The sequence below is a fragment of the Dermabacter sp. HSID17554 genome (genome assembly GCF_003989295.1).
Lineage (GTDB): Bacteria > Actinomycetota > Actinomycetes > Actinomycetales > Dermabacteraceae > Dermabacter > Dermabacter vaginalis.
Map to the genome: position 1 here is coordinate 301,575 of NZ_RBLW01000003.1, position 15,062 is coordinate 316,636.

Below are 15,062 nucleotides of genomic sequence, written 5' to 3' on the forward strand. Positions count from 1 at the left end.
GCTTACGAAATCGGCGCGTCGAGCACGCGGGTCACGAGTTCGGCGACCCTCGAACGCTCGGAACGCTGCAGCGTCACGTGGGCGAAGAGCTCGTTACCTTTGAGCGCCTCGACCACGGAGGCAACGCCGTCGTATCGACCGACGCGCAGGTTGTCGCGCTGAGCCACGTCGTGAGTGAGCACTACGCGCGAGTTTTGGCCGATTCGCGAAAGCATCGTGAGCAGCACGTTCCGCTCGAGCGACTGCGCCTCGTCAACGATCACGAAGGCGTCGTGGAGAGAGCGGCCTCGAATGTGGGTCAGCGGGAGAACCTCGAGGAGGCCTCGCCCGAGTACCTCATCCACGACCGCGCTGGAAACCATCGAGCCGAGCGTGTCGAACACGGCTTGTGCCCACGGCCCCATCTTGTCGTCGTGATCGCCCGGGAGATAGCCGAGCTCTTGCCCACCAACCGCGTACAGCGGCCGGAACACCATGATCTTGCGTTGGTGTCGCTTTTCGAGAACGGCCTCGAGCCCCGCGCACAGGGCGAGCGCTGACTTGCCCGTGCCCGCGCGGCCGCCGAGGCTCACGATGGAGAGCTCGTCGTCGAGGAGGAGATCAATCGCAATGCGTTGTTCGGCGCTGCGGCCCGTCACCCCAAACACATTGCTATCGCCCGGCACGAGGCGCACGTTGCCGCTTGGAAGTACGCGCGCGAGCGCAGAACCACGCGGAGAGGAAAGTTTGAGGCCCGTGTGGGTGCCAAGTTCGGCAAGCTCCGGGATCTCGATGCCCACGTGGCGCGCGCCGTTCTCTTCACTCCACAGCGCTGCCATCTGCTCTTCGGTGATCTCGGCGGAGGTAATGCCCGTGTACGCACGATCGCGCGCGAGTTCCGCGCGGTACTCCTCGGCTTTCAGTCCCGAGGCGCTCGCCTTAATGCGCATCGGCAGGTCTTTTGAAACGAGCACGACCTCGGCCCCTTCGACCTGGAGGTTTTTCGCCACGGAGAGGATGCGCGTGTCGTTGTCTCCAAGGCGGAAGCCGTCGGGAAGGTTCTCGGGGCTCTGGTGGTTGAGTTCAACTCTCAGTGTGCCGCCCTGGGTTCCGAGCGGGAGTGGCTCGGCGAGTGTGCCGTGAGTCTCGCGCAGCTCATCGAGAATGCGCAGGGATTGGCGCGCGAAGTACCCGAGTTCGGAGTGGTGCCGCTTTCCTTCCAGTTCCGTGATCACCACGATCGGGAGCACAACGTGGTGCTCCGCGAATCGAAAGATCGAGTGGGGGTCCGCCAGCACAACGGACGTATCGAGAACATAGGTCAGCGGCGCATTCATAGTCTCTCGCTTTCGAAGTCCTTCCGGTCGCCCGCGACCGGCTATCGCTTCGATCCTTGCACCGCTTTTCGCCGCGCGAGCCGCCTGGCGCGCCGCGCAAGCAAGACGGTCACCGAGCCTTCACCCTGGCGTTACCCGGGGCGGAGGATCATCCCCTGCAGTAACCGCACACACCTTCGCCTTTAAGCGCCGAAGCGACGCTCCCGGCTCGCGTATTCGTCGAGGGCGGCATCGAAATCGCCGCGCGTGAAGTCTGGCCACAACGTCTCGCAAAACACGAGTTCGGAGTGCACGGATTGCCACAGGAGAAAGCCTGAAAGCCGCTGTTCTCCGGAGGTGCGAATAAGCAGGTCCGGTGCACTTTGACCGGCGGTGGAGAGGTGGGTTCCGACGCTACCTTCGCTCACGGCGGTGCGCAGGCTCGTGAGGTCTCCCCCGCGCGCGATTTCCTCGTCGATGAGGGCGTGGACGGCTTCGATGATCTCGCGCCTGCCGCCGTAACCAATCGCCAGGTTGACCTCGAAGGGCGAATTCGGCTCTGCTTTCTCGGTCGCACTTTCCGCGGAGGTCAGCGCATGGAGTCGCTCGGCGAGGGGGGCGGGCAGCACGTTCTCAGCGCACAGAATACGGAGTGGGTAACCCTTGTGGGCGACTGCGCACGCAAGGTCGGTGATGATGTCAAAGAGCTGCGCGAGCTCCGCCTCGGGCCTTCGGAAATTATCGGTGGAGAGCAACCAAAGCGAGAGGATTTCGACACCGCTCTCGCGCGCCCAGTCGATGGCGTCGAGAACTACCGTGGCACCGGCGCGGTGCCCTTCGGAGACCTCGAGCCCCTTCGCACGCGCCCATCGCCGATTACCGTCGAGAATGATGCCGACATGGCGCGGCCCACGCTCCGCTGAAGACGCGGCGGGCGGCGAAGTGTCGGGGTTTCTCGAAGAATTCACGTCCCCCATTGTGGCAGGCGTGCACGCTCTCCCGTGCACGCCGCAAAGGATTGCCACGAGTCCTTCACAAAAGTGGGGTGAACACGTCAAGATTCACCCGCCACCGTGACACCTACGTCACCGTAAGTTACGCTACCGTTATGAGCACTGACCAGCGAGATGCGCAGCGAAGCGAGGCAAGCGTCGGAACTTCCAAGACCCCGACCGCCGGTGAAGCTGTTCCCAGCGCCGGCACCGGAACAAGCGTTCCCGAGCTCCTCGGCGCGTACGGCATTCACCTGCCTACTTTGCCGAATAAGCCGAAGCTGCGCGGCATGATCCACCTGGTGGCCTTTCCCGCCGCGCTCATCGCGGGCATGCTCCTCATCGCGACTGGCTCCACCCTCGCCGTGCGACTCGCAACCGTCGTGTTTATCGTGACCGCTGGCATGCTCTTCGGCGTCTCCGCGACCTACCACCGCGGGACCTGGTCGGTTCAGGGGACGCTGGCGCTCCGGCGCTTCGACCACGCAAACATCTTCCTCATCATCGCCGGTACCTACACCCCGCTCGCCGTCGCGCTCCTCAATCGGCAGGATGCGACCGTGCTCCTCGCGGTGTGCTGGGTCGGCGCCCTCATCGGCGTGGCCTTCAGAATCTTCTGGACGAGCGCCCCGCGCTGGCTCTACGTCCCCGCCTACGTCGCCCTCGGCTGGGTCGCAATCTTTTACATGCCTCAGCTCTATGCCGGCGGCGGCGCGGCCGTCATCGCGCTCATCATCGCGGGTGGCGTCGCCTACACGCTCGGTGCGGTTGTCTACGGCACGAAAAAACCCAACCCCTCACCGGCGTGGTTCGGCTTCCACGAAATCTTCCACTCGTTCACGGTTGTGGGTTTCGTATGCCACCTCGTCGCCGTGTGGCTATCGGTCGTCTAAGAACGCTCAGCCTCGTTACGGCTCTCGCCACGCTCGGCTTCCGCTGCTTCCTCCATGCGGCGCCGAACGTTTTCACGCGCGCTCGAACGGCGCACGCGCCGCGACAAATCGAGCGCGAGGAGCAGCATCGCGACGGCCATCGCAAGAAACACGAAAAAGCCGGGCAGCCCCGGTGTCACCGTCGCGGTCGTCATCTCCTCCATTCCGGGAGGCGTCGTCGCGCCATCGGCAAGGAGAATGACGGGCGAGAAATGCGCGAGAATCATTGGCGAATCCCTTCGAAGAGGTCGGATTCCGGAAGCGTCACGCCGATGCGCGAGTGCCGCAGCTGGAAGTCCTCGGTGGGCCACGCCTCGCGTTTGATCTCATTCGAGACGGCGAAGAAGAAACCATCCGGATCGACCTGCGTCGCGTGCGCGAGAAGCGCAGCATCACGAACTTCAAGATACCGCGAAACGTTGATCCGCGTAGTGATGGGGCGCTGATCGAGGCCTTCAAAGTACTCCATTTGCGCCTCAAAGGGGTTCTCGAGAGCATGCTCGCGCATGTACTTGGCGTACGCGATCATCTGGGCCGGCGGGAACAGCAGCTGATAGTAAATCTTCGCCACCGCCCACGGCTCGCCGAGCTCGGGCATATAGTTTGGGTCCGCCGCCAGCTCGTAGGCGAGCATGCTGATCTTGTGCGTGTGGATGTGGTCGGGGTGGGGGTAGCCCCCGTTTTCGTCGTAGGTCAGCATGACGTGGGGCCGCAGCTCCCGCACGAGCTTCACGAGAGGACGCGCGGCCTCCTCGGGATCAATGAGAGCAAAGCACCCCTGCGGAAGCGCGGGCAGCGGGTCACCTTCGGGAAGGCCCGAATCGATGTAGCCGAGCCACACCTGGTTAATTCCCAAGATTTCTCGCGCGCGGTCCATTTCGCGGTGGCGCACGGCGCTCAAATCGGCATTGGCTTCAGGATCGTCCTTGAGGCGCGGGTTGAGAATGTCACCGCGCTCGCCGCCCGTACACGTCACAACGGTGACCTCGGCGCCCTCGTCGACATAGCGGGCCATGGTTCCAGCGCCCTTAGAGGACTCATCGTCAGGGTGCGCATGAACGGCCATGAGTCGCAAGCGACACGGGTTTTTCTCGACTTCGGCTTCGGGGTGCCCGCCATGCTTCAAGAGTGCCTTGAAGGTCTCATCGCTCGGTGCGAGGGCAGCTTTCGGCACACCCGTCTCCTCTGGCGCCACACCTGCGCGGTAGCGCCCCGTCGTCATTACACAAAGTTCACACACGTGAAACAATGTAGGCATGACTTCCCGCGAGCGCACACTTCAAGAACGCTACGGCGTGAGAAATTCCCCGGAAAAACGCCGCTGGGCGCTCGTGGGGACCGTGGTCATCGCCGTGGGCTTCGTCGCAACCGTGATCTGGGTAGCCTTCGCTTTCATTTCCTCGCAAGCGATCAAAACGAACACGCTCTCCTACCGCCACATCAACGACTCTCGCGTCTCGGTGACGTTCTCCGTTAACGCCACTCCCGGCACGGCGCTCGACTGCTCACTCGAAGCCCTCAATTCTGTACGCGCGCAAGTGGGCTACACGGTCGTGCACATTCCACCCCAAACGAACCGCCTGTCAACGCACACCGCCGAGATCACGACGCAGGGAAGCGCCGTGAGCGGGGTCGTGAGGAAATGTGAGGCAGCGCAGCAATAGCGGTCTCAGCAATGATCCCCGAGCAATCGGAGAAGTCTCGAGAGCTGATGGCCGCATCAACGCGGAACGGCCGCGGCACGATTGCCCCTCAATGTGACGCTGTGGCGAGTGCCTCATCTCTTTTCACGTTCGTTCACTGTATACTTGTGTGACCACTGAGACGTGGATTCGGAGCCCATGGCCACCATGGGGTCCGCATTTTTTTTTGATCCCAAGGAGAACCATGAGCGAACCCAACCAGGGCACCTGGCTCACTCAGGACGCCTACGACCGCCTCGTGAAGGAACTCGAGCATCTCGAGGGTCCCGGACGCACCGAGGTTGTAGAGCGCATCGCGGCCGCCCGCGACGAGGGCGACCTCAAAGAAAACGGCGGCTACCACGCCGCACGCGAAGAGCAGGGCAAACTCGAAGCTCGCATCGCCGAGCTCAAGGCCCTCCTCAAGACCGCTATTGTTGGCGAGACCCCCGCGGACGACGGGATTGTCGAGCCCGGCATGCTGGTCACCATTACGATGGCCGGCAAGGAGCGCACATTCGTGCTTGGCAACCGCGAAATTGCCGAAGGCAAAGACGTCGAGGTGTACTCGCCCGAGTCTCCGCTCGGCGCTGCCATCGTTGGTGCTAAGGCCGGGGACACGGTTGACTACACGGCCCCCAACGGCAAGTCGATTCCGATTGAAATTAAGGCCGCAAAGCCGTACACGGTGTGAGCGGCGAAGTCGCCACACGAACGAAGGGCGTGGAGCCTCCCCCTTGGGAGCGCACTCCACGCCCTTTCGCTTTGCGTTCACTCACGAGAGCGACCGCGCTCCAGACCGCGATAAGCTCTCGTCACTATTGCGGCCTGCGTTTTACTTCTGAGGGATGAGTCGCGCGCGTTCCGCGAGAGTCTTCTTTTGCTCCCGTTCACGGGTCTCGAAGTAGGCGATATTTTTCTCATCGATACCGAGCGAGGGATCGGGGTCGCGGCCGTCAAGGTAGCAGTACAGAGCATTGAGGAACGCGAGAAGCGGAATCGAGAAAAGCGCGCCCGGGATTCCCGCAACAACGGCGCCTGCAGAAACACCGAGGAAGATCGCGAGCGGGTGGAGCTCCACGGCCTTCCCCATGAGGATCGGCTGCAGAATGTTCGATTCAAGCTGCTGCACGAGAATCACGATGCCAAGCATGATGAGCGCGGGGGTCCACCCCTGGAGCACGAACACGAGGAGCATGGCGATTGCACCTGACACGATCGCGCCAACGAGCGGAATAAAGCTAAAGAGGAACACGATGAGCCAGATCGGAACGGCGTAGGGAGAAAGCGCGACCGCTGAGCGCCCCATGATGCCGCTCACGATATCGATGCCGACCATACCGAGGGCAATACCCGTCGCGTCGACTGCCGCAACGAGGATTTGCGTGCGGCAGTATGAGGAAAGAGCCTTCCATCCACGGCGAAAAGCCTCGTGCGTCACGTGGCGTGAGTGAGAGGGCACAAAGCCCAGGAACCAGCGCCAGATATTTCCACCGTCGGCGAGGAAGAAGAACAACGCGAAAAGGCACACGAGCACGCCCGTGCCAAGATTGCCCACCGTACTTGCGGCGCTCGAGGCACCGGAGATGATGCTCGAGGAGTTCTTCTGGAGCTGATCGAGAGCCTCCTTTTGGAGTTGACCGAGGTTCCCGAGTGAATCAAGGTCGATCTTGAAGTACCCCGTAATGTCATTCCACAGCTGCGTGAAACCCGATACTGCTGCCGTGGAAATTCCGTCCCACGAATCTACGAGCTGGCGGCCAGCGAGCACGAACATTCCCACGACCACCACGATGAGGCCCACGAGAGCGATCGCGGCCGACGCCATGCGCGGAAGGAAAGTGTGGGTCGTGAGAAGCTTGACGAATGGCTGGAGCATCGAGGCGAGCAGGATCGCCACGAGCACACTGATGAAAAGGGTCGAGACCATCCCGAAGCCATGAAAGATGAGCCACAAAGCGCCAATGACGACAATGAAGCGCCAGCTCCACGCGGCCGCGCGGCGCAGCCCCATGGGCAGCTCCTCCACTTCGAGGGGAAGGGCGAGATTTTGCCCCTTGCGGCCTGTGGGTTTTTCGGTGGGAAGATTAACGCGCCTAGGCGGTTGCATATGCACTCCAAACAGGTGGGGCCCGGCGCCCACGGCAGCCGAGACGGAAGAACCACAGCGTATCCTACCGAACGGCCTACAGCCCCTCAATCCGTGAGGCACCCCTCTTATGCCACACTGGTGGCATGCGCCAGGAATCGATCTCCGCGACAAACGACCCCCTCCTCTATCCTTGGGAGCCACCAAGCGGCAGCCTCCTTGTGCACAAGATCGAAAGCTCCACGTCGTTCAAGACCAGCCCTCTCAACCCCGTCAAGGAGCGCCGGTTCGGCTTTGCAAACGTGCGCTACAACGACGACGTGTGGTCTTTCGACTCGCTCGCAAAACTCAAGCACCAGCCGTGGGCGGAGTTTCGCCACCTCGTTATCGCGGTTGGCTCAAACGCGGCGCCGTCAGTCATGTGCAATAAGTTCTACCAGCGCAACTGGAACGGTTCGGATTTCTTCCCGATCGTGAAGGCCCGTGTCACGAACATGGCGATTGGCTATTTCGCTTCCGTCGCGCCGCGGGGGTATATCGCCGCGACCCCGCTTCAACAAAGAGGTGCGGAGACGATCGTGTGGGCATCGTGGCTCACGACCGACCAGCTCCGTGCACTTAACTCAACCGAACCTGGCTATTCGTGTCGCGAGGTCAGTGCTGAGGACTTTCCACTCGAGATCCTCTCCATCGCCGAAGACGGTAGCGAGGTCGTTGCCGAGCGCCCCGAATCGTTCTACGTGTATGACGCGGATCAGGGGTACATTCTTGACGCCGATACGCGCGAGGCGAAAATCCTCACGACGCAATCGGAAATTTTCGCTTACTTCCGTGAGCTCTCGAAGCGGAGTGAGTACGCGAGCTTCGCCGAGTTCTTCGCCAAAGACGATCGTGAGATCCAAGAGGGCTTCACCTCCCCCGAAGCTATCGCTCGCTTCGAGAAGCTCCTCGTCGAACACGAGCTGCGCGCCCTCCCTAACCTCGCACCCGATGGCGCTATTGCGCATGCACGTGACGGGTACACCGCGTACGCAACAATCCCCTCGCTCGAGCCTCCCGCGTGGGAGGGAAGCGGCCGCACTCCCTGGCTTCGCGTCACCTCGACGCGCGATGACCTCAATCGCTCGCGCGAAACGAAGGTCGTGGCCCACCCGTCGCTTCGCCAAGACATCGGCACCCACGCCTCGGTCACAACTACCTACCGAAGCTTCCGCAACAACGGTGAACTAGAGACCCGGCCCGGCGTCATCGCGTCCGTTGACTATAGGGACGACGTTCCCGAGGGCACGCTCGAGGCTGACCAGACCATACGTGAATCGCTCGGCATGGGTCTCGGTGAATACGTGCAGCTTGCCCCGGCACGCGTTGCCTCAAATCCCGTTGCGGACGCGGTGTGCCCAACGCGTTACGTCACGGCACGGGTTTACACCGCGGATCATTCGAACATGGAAACGGAGATTGCGCTCGTCGATGCCCTCACGCTTCGACTCCTCGGCATGAAGGATGGTGGTCGACTCGTGATCGAAGGGTGCCCTCACCCGGATGGCCATATTCCTGAGGTGCGTGTGCGCGCGGTAGCGATGAGCGAAGAGGTGCAACGCCGCCACGGCGCTCTCACAAAGTCGAAAACGGGCCTCTACGCGAACCCGACCTCCCACCTTGGTGCGACCTCTGATCTCGCACCGATTCTGCTTGAGAAAAGCCTGCGCAACAGGCTCAACCTCGATTCCTCGCAACTCGGAGTTGTGCGCTTGCGGGCAAGCCGAAAATCGGCCCTCGCCGATGAGCTTCGCGAGCTTATCCTCGTGCTCCTCATCGCGTTCATCGGTGTCCTTTCGGTGTTTTCAAACCCGTACCTCGCGAGCATCGTCACGGTCCTCGTACTCCTCGGGGCTTTCGCCCTCACACTTGTGCGGGTGCGCGGCAATATCGGTGCGGAATCCAGGCGCTCCCGGCGAACCTGAATCGCGCCCATTTCCCCCTGCTACGTTTATGGCATGACTACCATTGACACATCGGTCGATAACTCGGCCGTAACACCAGCACTGTCCATGCGTGGCCTGCGCAAATCCTTCGACGGAACCGAGGTTCTGCACGGTGTGTCGCTCGAAGTTCCGCGCGGATCGTTCTACGCAATCGTCGGCCCCAACGGCGCTGGCAAAACAACGGCCCTGTCGATCGCGACAGGCTTGCTCCGCCCCGACGACGGCAGCGCCGAGGTACTGGGGACCGACGTCTGGTCGCACCCGAACGACGCCAAGGCGCAGATGGGCGTTCTCGCGGATGGGCTTCCGACGTTTGACCGGCTCACGGGCCGCGAACTCCTCACATACGTGGGTCTCATCCGCGGCATGGACATCGACACGGTGAACACTCGCGCGCAGTCACTCCTCGAGGCGCTCGGTCTCGCCGATAGCGAAGGCAAACTCGTCACCGACTACTCCGCGGGCATGACGAAGAAGATCCTGCTCGCGTGCGCCCTCATCCATGCGCCGCGGCTGCTCGTGCTCGACGAGCCACTCGAAGCGGTCGACCCGGTCTCAGCCCACGGCATCCGCACCTTCCTCACCTCGTACGTCGAAGGTGGAGGCACCGTCGTCATCTCGAGCCACGTCATGGAACTCGTCGAGGGCCTGTGCACGCACGTTGCCATCATCGCCGATGGCGAAGTGCGCGCCGAGGGCACGATCGACGAGGTTCGCCGTGGCGGCAGCCTCACAGATCGCTTCATTGAAATCGCCGGTGTCGACGAAGCACAGGGGGATCTTTCGTGGTTGAACCAGTAAACGATCAGGCCCCGGCAAGCGTCGGAACCGAAGAGTTTTTCGACAACCTCGACCGAGAAAGCTCGGCCACCGCCGACGATGGATCGAAGGCAGCGCCAAAGACGACCCCGAGCCTCATGCGATTGCTCCCACGGCTTCAGTGGACGCTGCTCAAGCGCAGTTTCCACAAGAATTGGCCTAAGATCATCGGACTCGGATTCGCGCTTCTGTACGGCGTCGGCGCACTCGTGTTCTTTACGATCGCCATGTCGGGCCTCTTGTTTGCTCCCGCTGACTCGGGGCTTTTTACCCTCGTGATTCGCGCGGTGGGCCTCGGCGCCGTGGTTGTGTGGACCGTCCAGTCACTCTTCCTGTTCGGCGTGGATGACACGCTCTCCCCCGCTCGCTTCGCGCAGTTCGGTCGAGGCCCCAAGGAGCTTTTGAAGCCGATCCTCGTGGCCTCGTTCATTTCGGTCGGTTTCCTTTTCACGGCGCTCGCAGCGCTCGTGGCTGTTGTTCTCGAGGCGATTTGGCTCATAGGTGCACTGGTCTCGAACAACGGCGCCGCAATCTCGACGCCGGGTGCCATCATTGCCCTCATCTCTCTCGTCCCCATGACCGCGCTCGGGCTTCTCCTTTGCGTGCTCATTCCACGCGCGATTTTCGCGTGGACCTCGACGATCCGCATCGCGAAGCGAAAGAAGGAACGACTGCAGGCATTCCTGCTCATCGCCTTCCTCGTCATCGTCTACGGCGCAAACCTCCTTCTCAACTCGGGCGGGGGGATCATGGATGGCATTGCCCGCCTCGCGGGGCCCGTGTACGAATTCCTCCTATGGACGCCTTTCGGCGCCCCGTTTGCGGTGCCCATGGACCTCGCCGAAGGACTGTGGATCGCCGCACTCATCCGTTTTGTTCTCACAATCGCCACCATTTGGCTGTTGTGGCAGTGGTGGGGCCTGAGCTTTGCCGAAGGGCAGCTCCAGGCGCTCAAGGGCGCGAGCCAGGAGCAAGATGCCAAGATCAAACCTCTCGTACCGCGGTTCCTCAAGCCGGGCCCGCTCGGTGCTTCGGCGGGGCGTTCGCTCAAGTACTGGCGCCGCGATACTCGTTATTCGACGGCGCTCATCATCGCGCCGATCCTCGCGATTTTCATGCTCGCGATGAGCGTCGTCGTCGACGGCAACGCTTTTATGGCGTACTTCGCCGTGGCACTCGTGGCGTGGCTTGCCGGCATCACGATCAGCAACGAGATCGGCTTCGACGGCCCCTCCTCGTGGGTCAATATCGTTGCCGGCATGAACAACCGCGCCAACCTTCTCGGCCGCTATGTTGCCCTGGGCGTCCTCATGCTTCCGCTCGTGGTGATCGTGGCCATTGCCGCTCCGCTCCTCCAATCGCAGCCGCAGTTCATCGCGCTCACGGTTCCGGCCTCGCTCGGGTTCGTGGCGAGTTCGTGGGGTGTTTCCCTTCTCACGACGGCGTTCCTTCCTTATCCCGCACCAAAGCCGGGAACGATGAAGAACTCCAGCAGTGGTGGTGGCAGCGGCAAGATGTGGATGACCTTCCTCGCGACGTTTGTTGGCACGTGGCTCCCCCTCGCCCCGAGCATCATCCTCATCGTCGTGGGGCTCAAGCTCGTTCCTGGACTTGAATACGCGGGCGCGGTCCTTGCTCTCGTGATCGGCGCCATCACGCTGTACCTCGGCCAAAAGTTCGCGGTAAAGCACCTCGACGCTCACTACGCGGATGAGTTCCAGAAAATCAGGCGTTTCACCAACTAGCCCCCCACCTGGATTGCATAGGGGTTGTGGGGGTTTGGTGCACCACAGCGGCGCACCTTTCCCTCACTCCCCTTTCTGGATTGCATAGGGTTTGTGGGGGTTTGCCACCTGGAAACGGCGTACTTTCTCCCTTGTCCTGGCACAATGCAGCGTCACGTTCCTCGTGCGGTTGGGTACACGAATTGTCTGGCGTGGGCTGGCCGGTCACACTTCCGTTTGGGAAGGGGAAGGATTCCGACGTTTGCTCGCCTTTCACCGCGACTCCGGCGAACGTCGAGCATTGGCCCCAGCAGTCTTGATCGGCGCTTAACACCCGAGAGCTTCGGGGTGATCTAGGTTCCGCTCTCCACCTTTACAGCTTGTCTGTCGCCAGGGAAGTTCGGGGGATCTGGATTCCTGTGAGCTCTAGCGTTGCTTTTTCGGCTCGGTCAGTGTTTCCACTCGCGCATTCGGATTCACGGGACCCAACGTGTCGGGCCCACGCTCCGGCTCGCGAAGGTACTCGTCAGGAACCTCATCGCCCACAAGGCGTGACTCGCGAAGATCCGAATAGATCCATCGCTTCTCACTCGCCACCTCGATGTTCCCCGCGATCGGCTGCCACGCGCCGCCATTGACCGAGTATTCACCGCTGAACTGCGTCACGAGTGAAACTTCATACCACCCCTGGTGCGCGTATCGCATCGACACGTCTCGCTCGGGGTATGGACGACCGGGAAATGACGTCGTGAGCACCGTGCCATCCCCGAAGTCCCACACATACTTCACCGGGGTCGCCCGCACCCGAACCGCCTGACCAAGCATCTGCATCTCAAAATTCTGCACATCCGATTCCGCCCACGCGATCATGTCGATCCCTATCGGAATCCATCCACCCGGCGGCCCTATGTGCGCGACAAGTGGTTGAACACCGAGCGAACGAAAATCCGACTCCGTCACCACGGGCATCGCCGGCGCCACACCGCCACCGCCCGACGATGGCCGCGAACAACCCGACCACCGCTCCGTACCGAAAACGGGAGCACCTGTGGATGCATCAACATCCCTACCGATACTCATCGACGCGCCAGGGATCGCAGTCGAACACACAACACTTATTCCACTGCACCCCATACCTACAGCCTGCACAGCAAAACTACTTTTATCAGCCCGACAACCCAGATCCGGATCATCAGCCGCAGCCCACACTCGACGAGGACCATCCGTCACCGCATCGCCTTTGCCAGGTGTCATATCCCTTGGACGCTCTATGCGGGGTCCATGACCTGGCGGTGATTTCTTCGAAATACGCCCGACAATCTCTACTCGCTCGTCGGAACCGATAGCAGTGAACTTCTCCTCCTGGTCATCTTCGGCCCAGACCGGGGAGGCAGTCAGCATCACACTTGTCAATAGAGCGACAACGAAACCCAACAATCTACTCTTGCAGATCATCGGCCTTTTCCCATCTGCACGCCAGCACTATCCACGTTCCATCTTTAAAGGCGAGGTGAAACGCTGAGGCTGTTTGAGTTCTGGCAATTGTTTTAGTAGTTGAGTCTTGCTGCCGAACTTGAAGTTCATCAACCGTGAACCAATATTCGGTTTTAGTGAGGTCGTCAGACTTGTCAACGATCCACTCATCATCAAGTTTCACTCTCGCCGGAGTTAGGTATTTACCTTTGTCACGCCACGAGTGAATGTCATTAATTAGTTCGGTGCATTCCACACAACTCGTATGATCGGACACGTCCGCCAGTGGTTCCGTATCACCCGTGGCGTAGCCGTAGTACATCGCGTCAATGAAATACCTCGCCGTCGCTTGCGCCCCCTGATCCGTTGGATAGGAGATGCCGAGGTAATCCGCCTTGTCTGGGGCCTTCAGTGCCTCATTCTCCGGTGGTAGCCCTTTCGTGCGGCCATCGGATTCCGCACCACCGGAGTCCGACGCATCCTGAGAGGGACCACCGCCGGAATCACTAGCAGCCGAGGCGGCGGTGGTGGGCGAAGCAGGCGTCGGACTGCCATCAGCTTTTTCACCCCCGCACCCCGCTAATGCCGCCACCAGTGTCACGACAGCGATCGCGCCGAAAATTTGCGAATGCCCGCTCCGCATGTGCGCCCCTTCCGAAAGCCGGCCGCACTCCCCCGAGCGAGGCCCATGTCACATAGCCAACCATGCGCGTTCGCCGCGCGCAACGGGTGTGACACAAATGTGGACACCGGCTTCCCTCAGGGCCGTCAATCCCCCTCAACCTCTATGCAATTCGGGTAAGGGGCGGGCGGGGGACGGCTCAAACCCCCACAACCCCTATGGAATTCGAGTGGGGAGGGGTTTGTGCATGGCGATCGCATCGATCGGCCCATCGGGGGTGCGGTAATAGCCTCGCCTCACACCGATCTCGGCGAAGCCCGCTCGCACATACAGGTCTCTCGCCCGCGCGTTATCGCACCGCACTTCGAGGAACAAACTCGCGGCGCCTTCCTCGCGCGCACGTTCCTCGCACCACGCGAGGAGGGCACGCCCAATACCCGCCCCCTCACGAATCGTGCCAATCGTTTGCACATCGGCGGCATCGCCCCCAACAAAGATTCCCGCGTAGCCGAGAACACCGCCGGTCTCGTCAACTGCGGCAACGTAGGCGCGGCTCGGGTGGGTGATCTCGTCGAGAACCATGTCGAGACTCCACGCCTCATCCGGGAAGAGCTCACGTTCCAGACGCGCGAGCACAGGAGCATCCGCACGTGTCACACGACGAAGGCTCCACGGCCCCGCACCAGGTCGCATACGCGAAGGCTCAAGAGGCTGCCCAATCGCCGGCATGGCTAGGCGGGTCGGTCGCCGAGACCGAGCGTCGACTTACGGCGCTTTGGCTTCGCGGCATCGGCCTCGCGCAAATAAAGAGGCTCCGTGGAACTGAGATCCTCACCTCGCGCCTCAGCACTCAGCGCGGCCTGGATGAGAAAGCCCGCATCCGCATGGCGCAGCTCGCCCGTGGGTGGCAAGATCTCCGGGTACAAATGCGCGCCGCTTCCCACGAGAACATCGGCGGCGGCAAGACTCGACGCAACCTCTGCCGGCGCAGCGACCCCCGGCTCAAACGTGCGCACAATCTCGCGCGAAGAATCGTCGGAAACATCACCGCTCACTTCGTAGAGCGCCCAGTACACCTCGCGGCGCCGCGCGTCGAGCGCCACCGCGATTGTTTTTGCGTCGGGACTCTCCTTCGCTGCCTCGAGCGCAATCGCGTCGAGACTCGGCAGGCCAATGAGCCGCGCACCGAGGATCGTGGCGATCGATCGCGCGGTCACAAGACCCACACGCAGCCCGGTAAAAGGTCCCGGCCCGCGGCCAGCGACGACGCACGAAATGTCCGCGCGCGACGCCCCCGCCTCGGCGAGCGCCGCGTCGATCATCTCAAGGAGTACCTCGTCGTGGTGCCGCGCACGCTCATCCATGCGGCGCGATAAAACCTGGCAAGCGTCGGCAACCGCCACGCTCACCGCACCCGACGTATCAATTCCCAGCGTCAGATTAGCCATG

15 protein-coding genes are annotated in these 15,062 nt (G+C 61.8%); 6 read left to right on the forward strand and 9 right to left on the reverse strand.

The window, feature by feature from the left end; genetic code table 11:
• Positions 1–2: 2 nt before the first annotated feature.
• Positions 3–1,316: a PhoH family protein gene (locus tag D8M36_RS06985; RefSeq protein ID WP_126847799.1), complete on the reverse strand. Its 1,314-nt coding sequence runs from the start codon at positions 1,314–1,316 to the stop codon at positions 3–5.
• 182 nt (positions 1,317–1,498) lie between these two features.
• Positions 1,499–2,272, reverse strand: a complete 774-nt coding sequence (gene uppS / locus D8M36_RS06990; RefSeq protein WP_126848028.1) for a polyprenyl diphosphate synthase — start codon at positions 2,270–2,272, stop codon at positions 1,499–1,501.
• Positions 2,273–2,403: 131 nt separating this feature from the next.
• Between uppS and trhA the strand changes: the two genes are divergently transcribed.
• Positions 2,404–3,180 carry a PAQR family membrane homeostasis protein TrhA gene (gene trhA / locus D8M36_RS06995; RefSeq protein ID WP_238638412.1) on the forward strand — a complete coding sequence of 259 codons (777 nt, stop codon included), beginning with the start codon at positions 2,404–2,406 and terminating at the stop codon, positions 3,178–3,180.
• On the opposite strand, the gene D8M36_RS07000 is transcribed toward trhA, so the two are convergent.
• Together D8M36_RS07000 and mca are read right to left on the reverse strand one after the other, a co-directional pair.
• On the reverse strand, positions 3,177–3,446 hold the full coding sequence (locus D8M36_RS07000) for a hypothetical protein (RefSeq protein ID WP_126847803.1): 270 nt from the start codon (positions 3,444–3,446) through the stop codon (positions 3,177–3,179). The genes trhA and D8M36_RS07000 overlap by 4 nt on opposite strands.
• Positions 3,443–4,285: a mycothiol conjugate amidase Mca gene (gene mca, locus D8M36_RS07005; protein WP_065248689.1), complete on the reverse strand. Its 843-nt coding sequence runs from the start codon at positions 4,283–4,285 to the stop codon at positions 3,443–3,445. The genes D8M36_RS07000 and mca overlap by 4 nt, the downstream gene beginning before the upstream one ends.
• Before the next feature lie 190 nt (positions 4,286–4,475).
• On the opposite strand from mca, the gene D8M36_RS07010 reads away from it, so the two are divergent.
• Together D8M36_RS07010 and greA are read left to right on the forward strand one after the other, a co-directional pair.
• Complete coding sequence (locus tag D8M36_RS07010) at positions 4,476–4,883, forward strand: DUF4307 domain-containing protein (RefSeq protein WP_065247432.1); 408 nt, start codon at positions 4,476–4,478, stop codon at positions 4,881–4,883.
• A gap of 223 nt (positions 4,884–5,106) precedes the next feature.
• Positions 5,107–5,595, forward strand: a complete 489-nt coding sequence (greA, locus tag D8M36_RS07015; RefSeq protein WP_065247431.1) for a transcription elongation factor GreA — start codon at positions 5,107–5,109, stop codon at positions 5,593–5,595.
• Between the two features lie 141 nt (positions 5,596–5,736).
• Here greA and D8M36_RS07020 read toward each other — a convergent pair whose 3' ends face one another.
• Positions 5,737–7,011 carry an AI-2E family transporter gene (locus tag D8M36_RS07020; protein WP_126847806.1) on the reverse strand — a complete coding sequence of 425 codons (1,275 nt, stop codon included), beginning with the start codon at positions 7,009–7,011 and terminating at the stop codon, positions 5,737–5,739.
• A gap of 125 nt (positions 7,012–7,136) precedes the next feature.
• Between D8M36_RS07020 and D8M36_RS07025 the strand changes: the two genes are divergently transcribed.
• From D8M36_RS07025 to D8M36_RS07035, 3 genes are read left to right on the forward strand one after another with little or no spacing between them, the layout of a single operon-like run.
• On the forward strand, positions 7,137–8,954 hold the full coding sequence (locus D8M36_RS07025; RefSeq protein WP_126847808.1) for a hypothetical protein: 1,818 nt from the start codon (positions 7,137–7,139) through the stop codon (positions 8,952–8,954).
• Between the two features lie 33 nt (positions 8,955–8,987).
• Positions 8,988–9,776 carry an ABC transporter ATP-binding protein gene (locus tag D8M36_RS07030; protein WP_065247428.1) on the forward strand — a complete coding sequence of 263 codons (789 nt, stop codon included), beginning with the start codon at positions 8,988–8,990 and terminating at the stop codon, positions 9,774–9,776.
• Complete coding sequence (locus D8M36_RS07035) at positions 9,761–11,539, forward strand: hypothetical protein (RefSeq protein WP_126847810.1); 1,779 nt, start codon at positions 9,761–9,763, stop codon at positions 11,537–11,539. Before D8M36_RS07030 ends, D8M36_RS07035 begins: the two co-directional genes overlap by 16 nt.
• 405 nt (positions 11,540–11,944) lie before the next feature.
• Here the strand turns inward: D8M36_RS07035 and D8M36_RS07040 are convergent, their stop codons facing one another.
• The 4 genes from D8M36_RS07040 to tsaB all read right to left on the reverse strand — a co-directional run bounded on the left by D8M36_RS07040 (position 11,945) and on the right by tsaB (position 15,061).
• The gene (locus D8M36_RS07040; protein ID WP_238638413.1) at positions 11,945–12,487 is read right to left on the reverse strand and encodes a PKD domain-containing protein; all 543 of its coding nucleotides are present in this window, start codon (positions 12,485–12,487) and stop codon (positions 11,945–11,947) included.
• A gap of 469 nt (positions 12,488–12,956) precedes the next feature.
• Positions 12,957–13,634: a DUF6318 family protein gene (locus D8M36_RS07045; protein WP_126847812.1), complete on the reverse strand. Its 678-nt coding sequence runs from the start codon at positions 13,632–13,634 to the stop codon at positions 12,957–12,959.
• Positions 13,635–13,829: 195 nt separating this feature from the next.
• A complete protein-coding gene (locus D8M36_RS07050; protein ID WP_238638414.1) occupies positions 13,830–14,270 on the reverse strand; it encodes a GNAT family N-acetyltransferase in 441 nt (146 codons plus the stop codon).
• 74 nt (positions 14,271–14,344) lie between these two features.
• A complete protein-coding gene (tsaB, locus tag D8M36_RS07055; protein WP_126847816.1) occupies positions 14,345–15,061 on the reverse strand; it encodes a tRNA (adenosine(37)-N6)-threonylcarbamoyltransferase complex dimerization subunit type 1 TsaB in 717 nt (238 codons plus the stop codon).
• Position 15,062 lies beyond the last annotated feature (1 nt).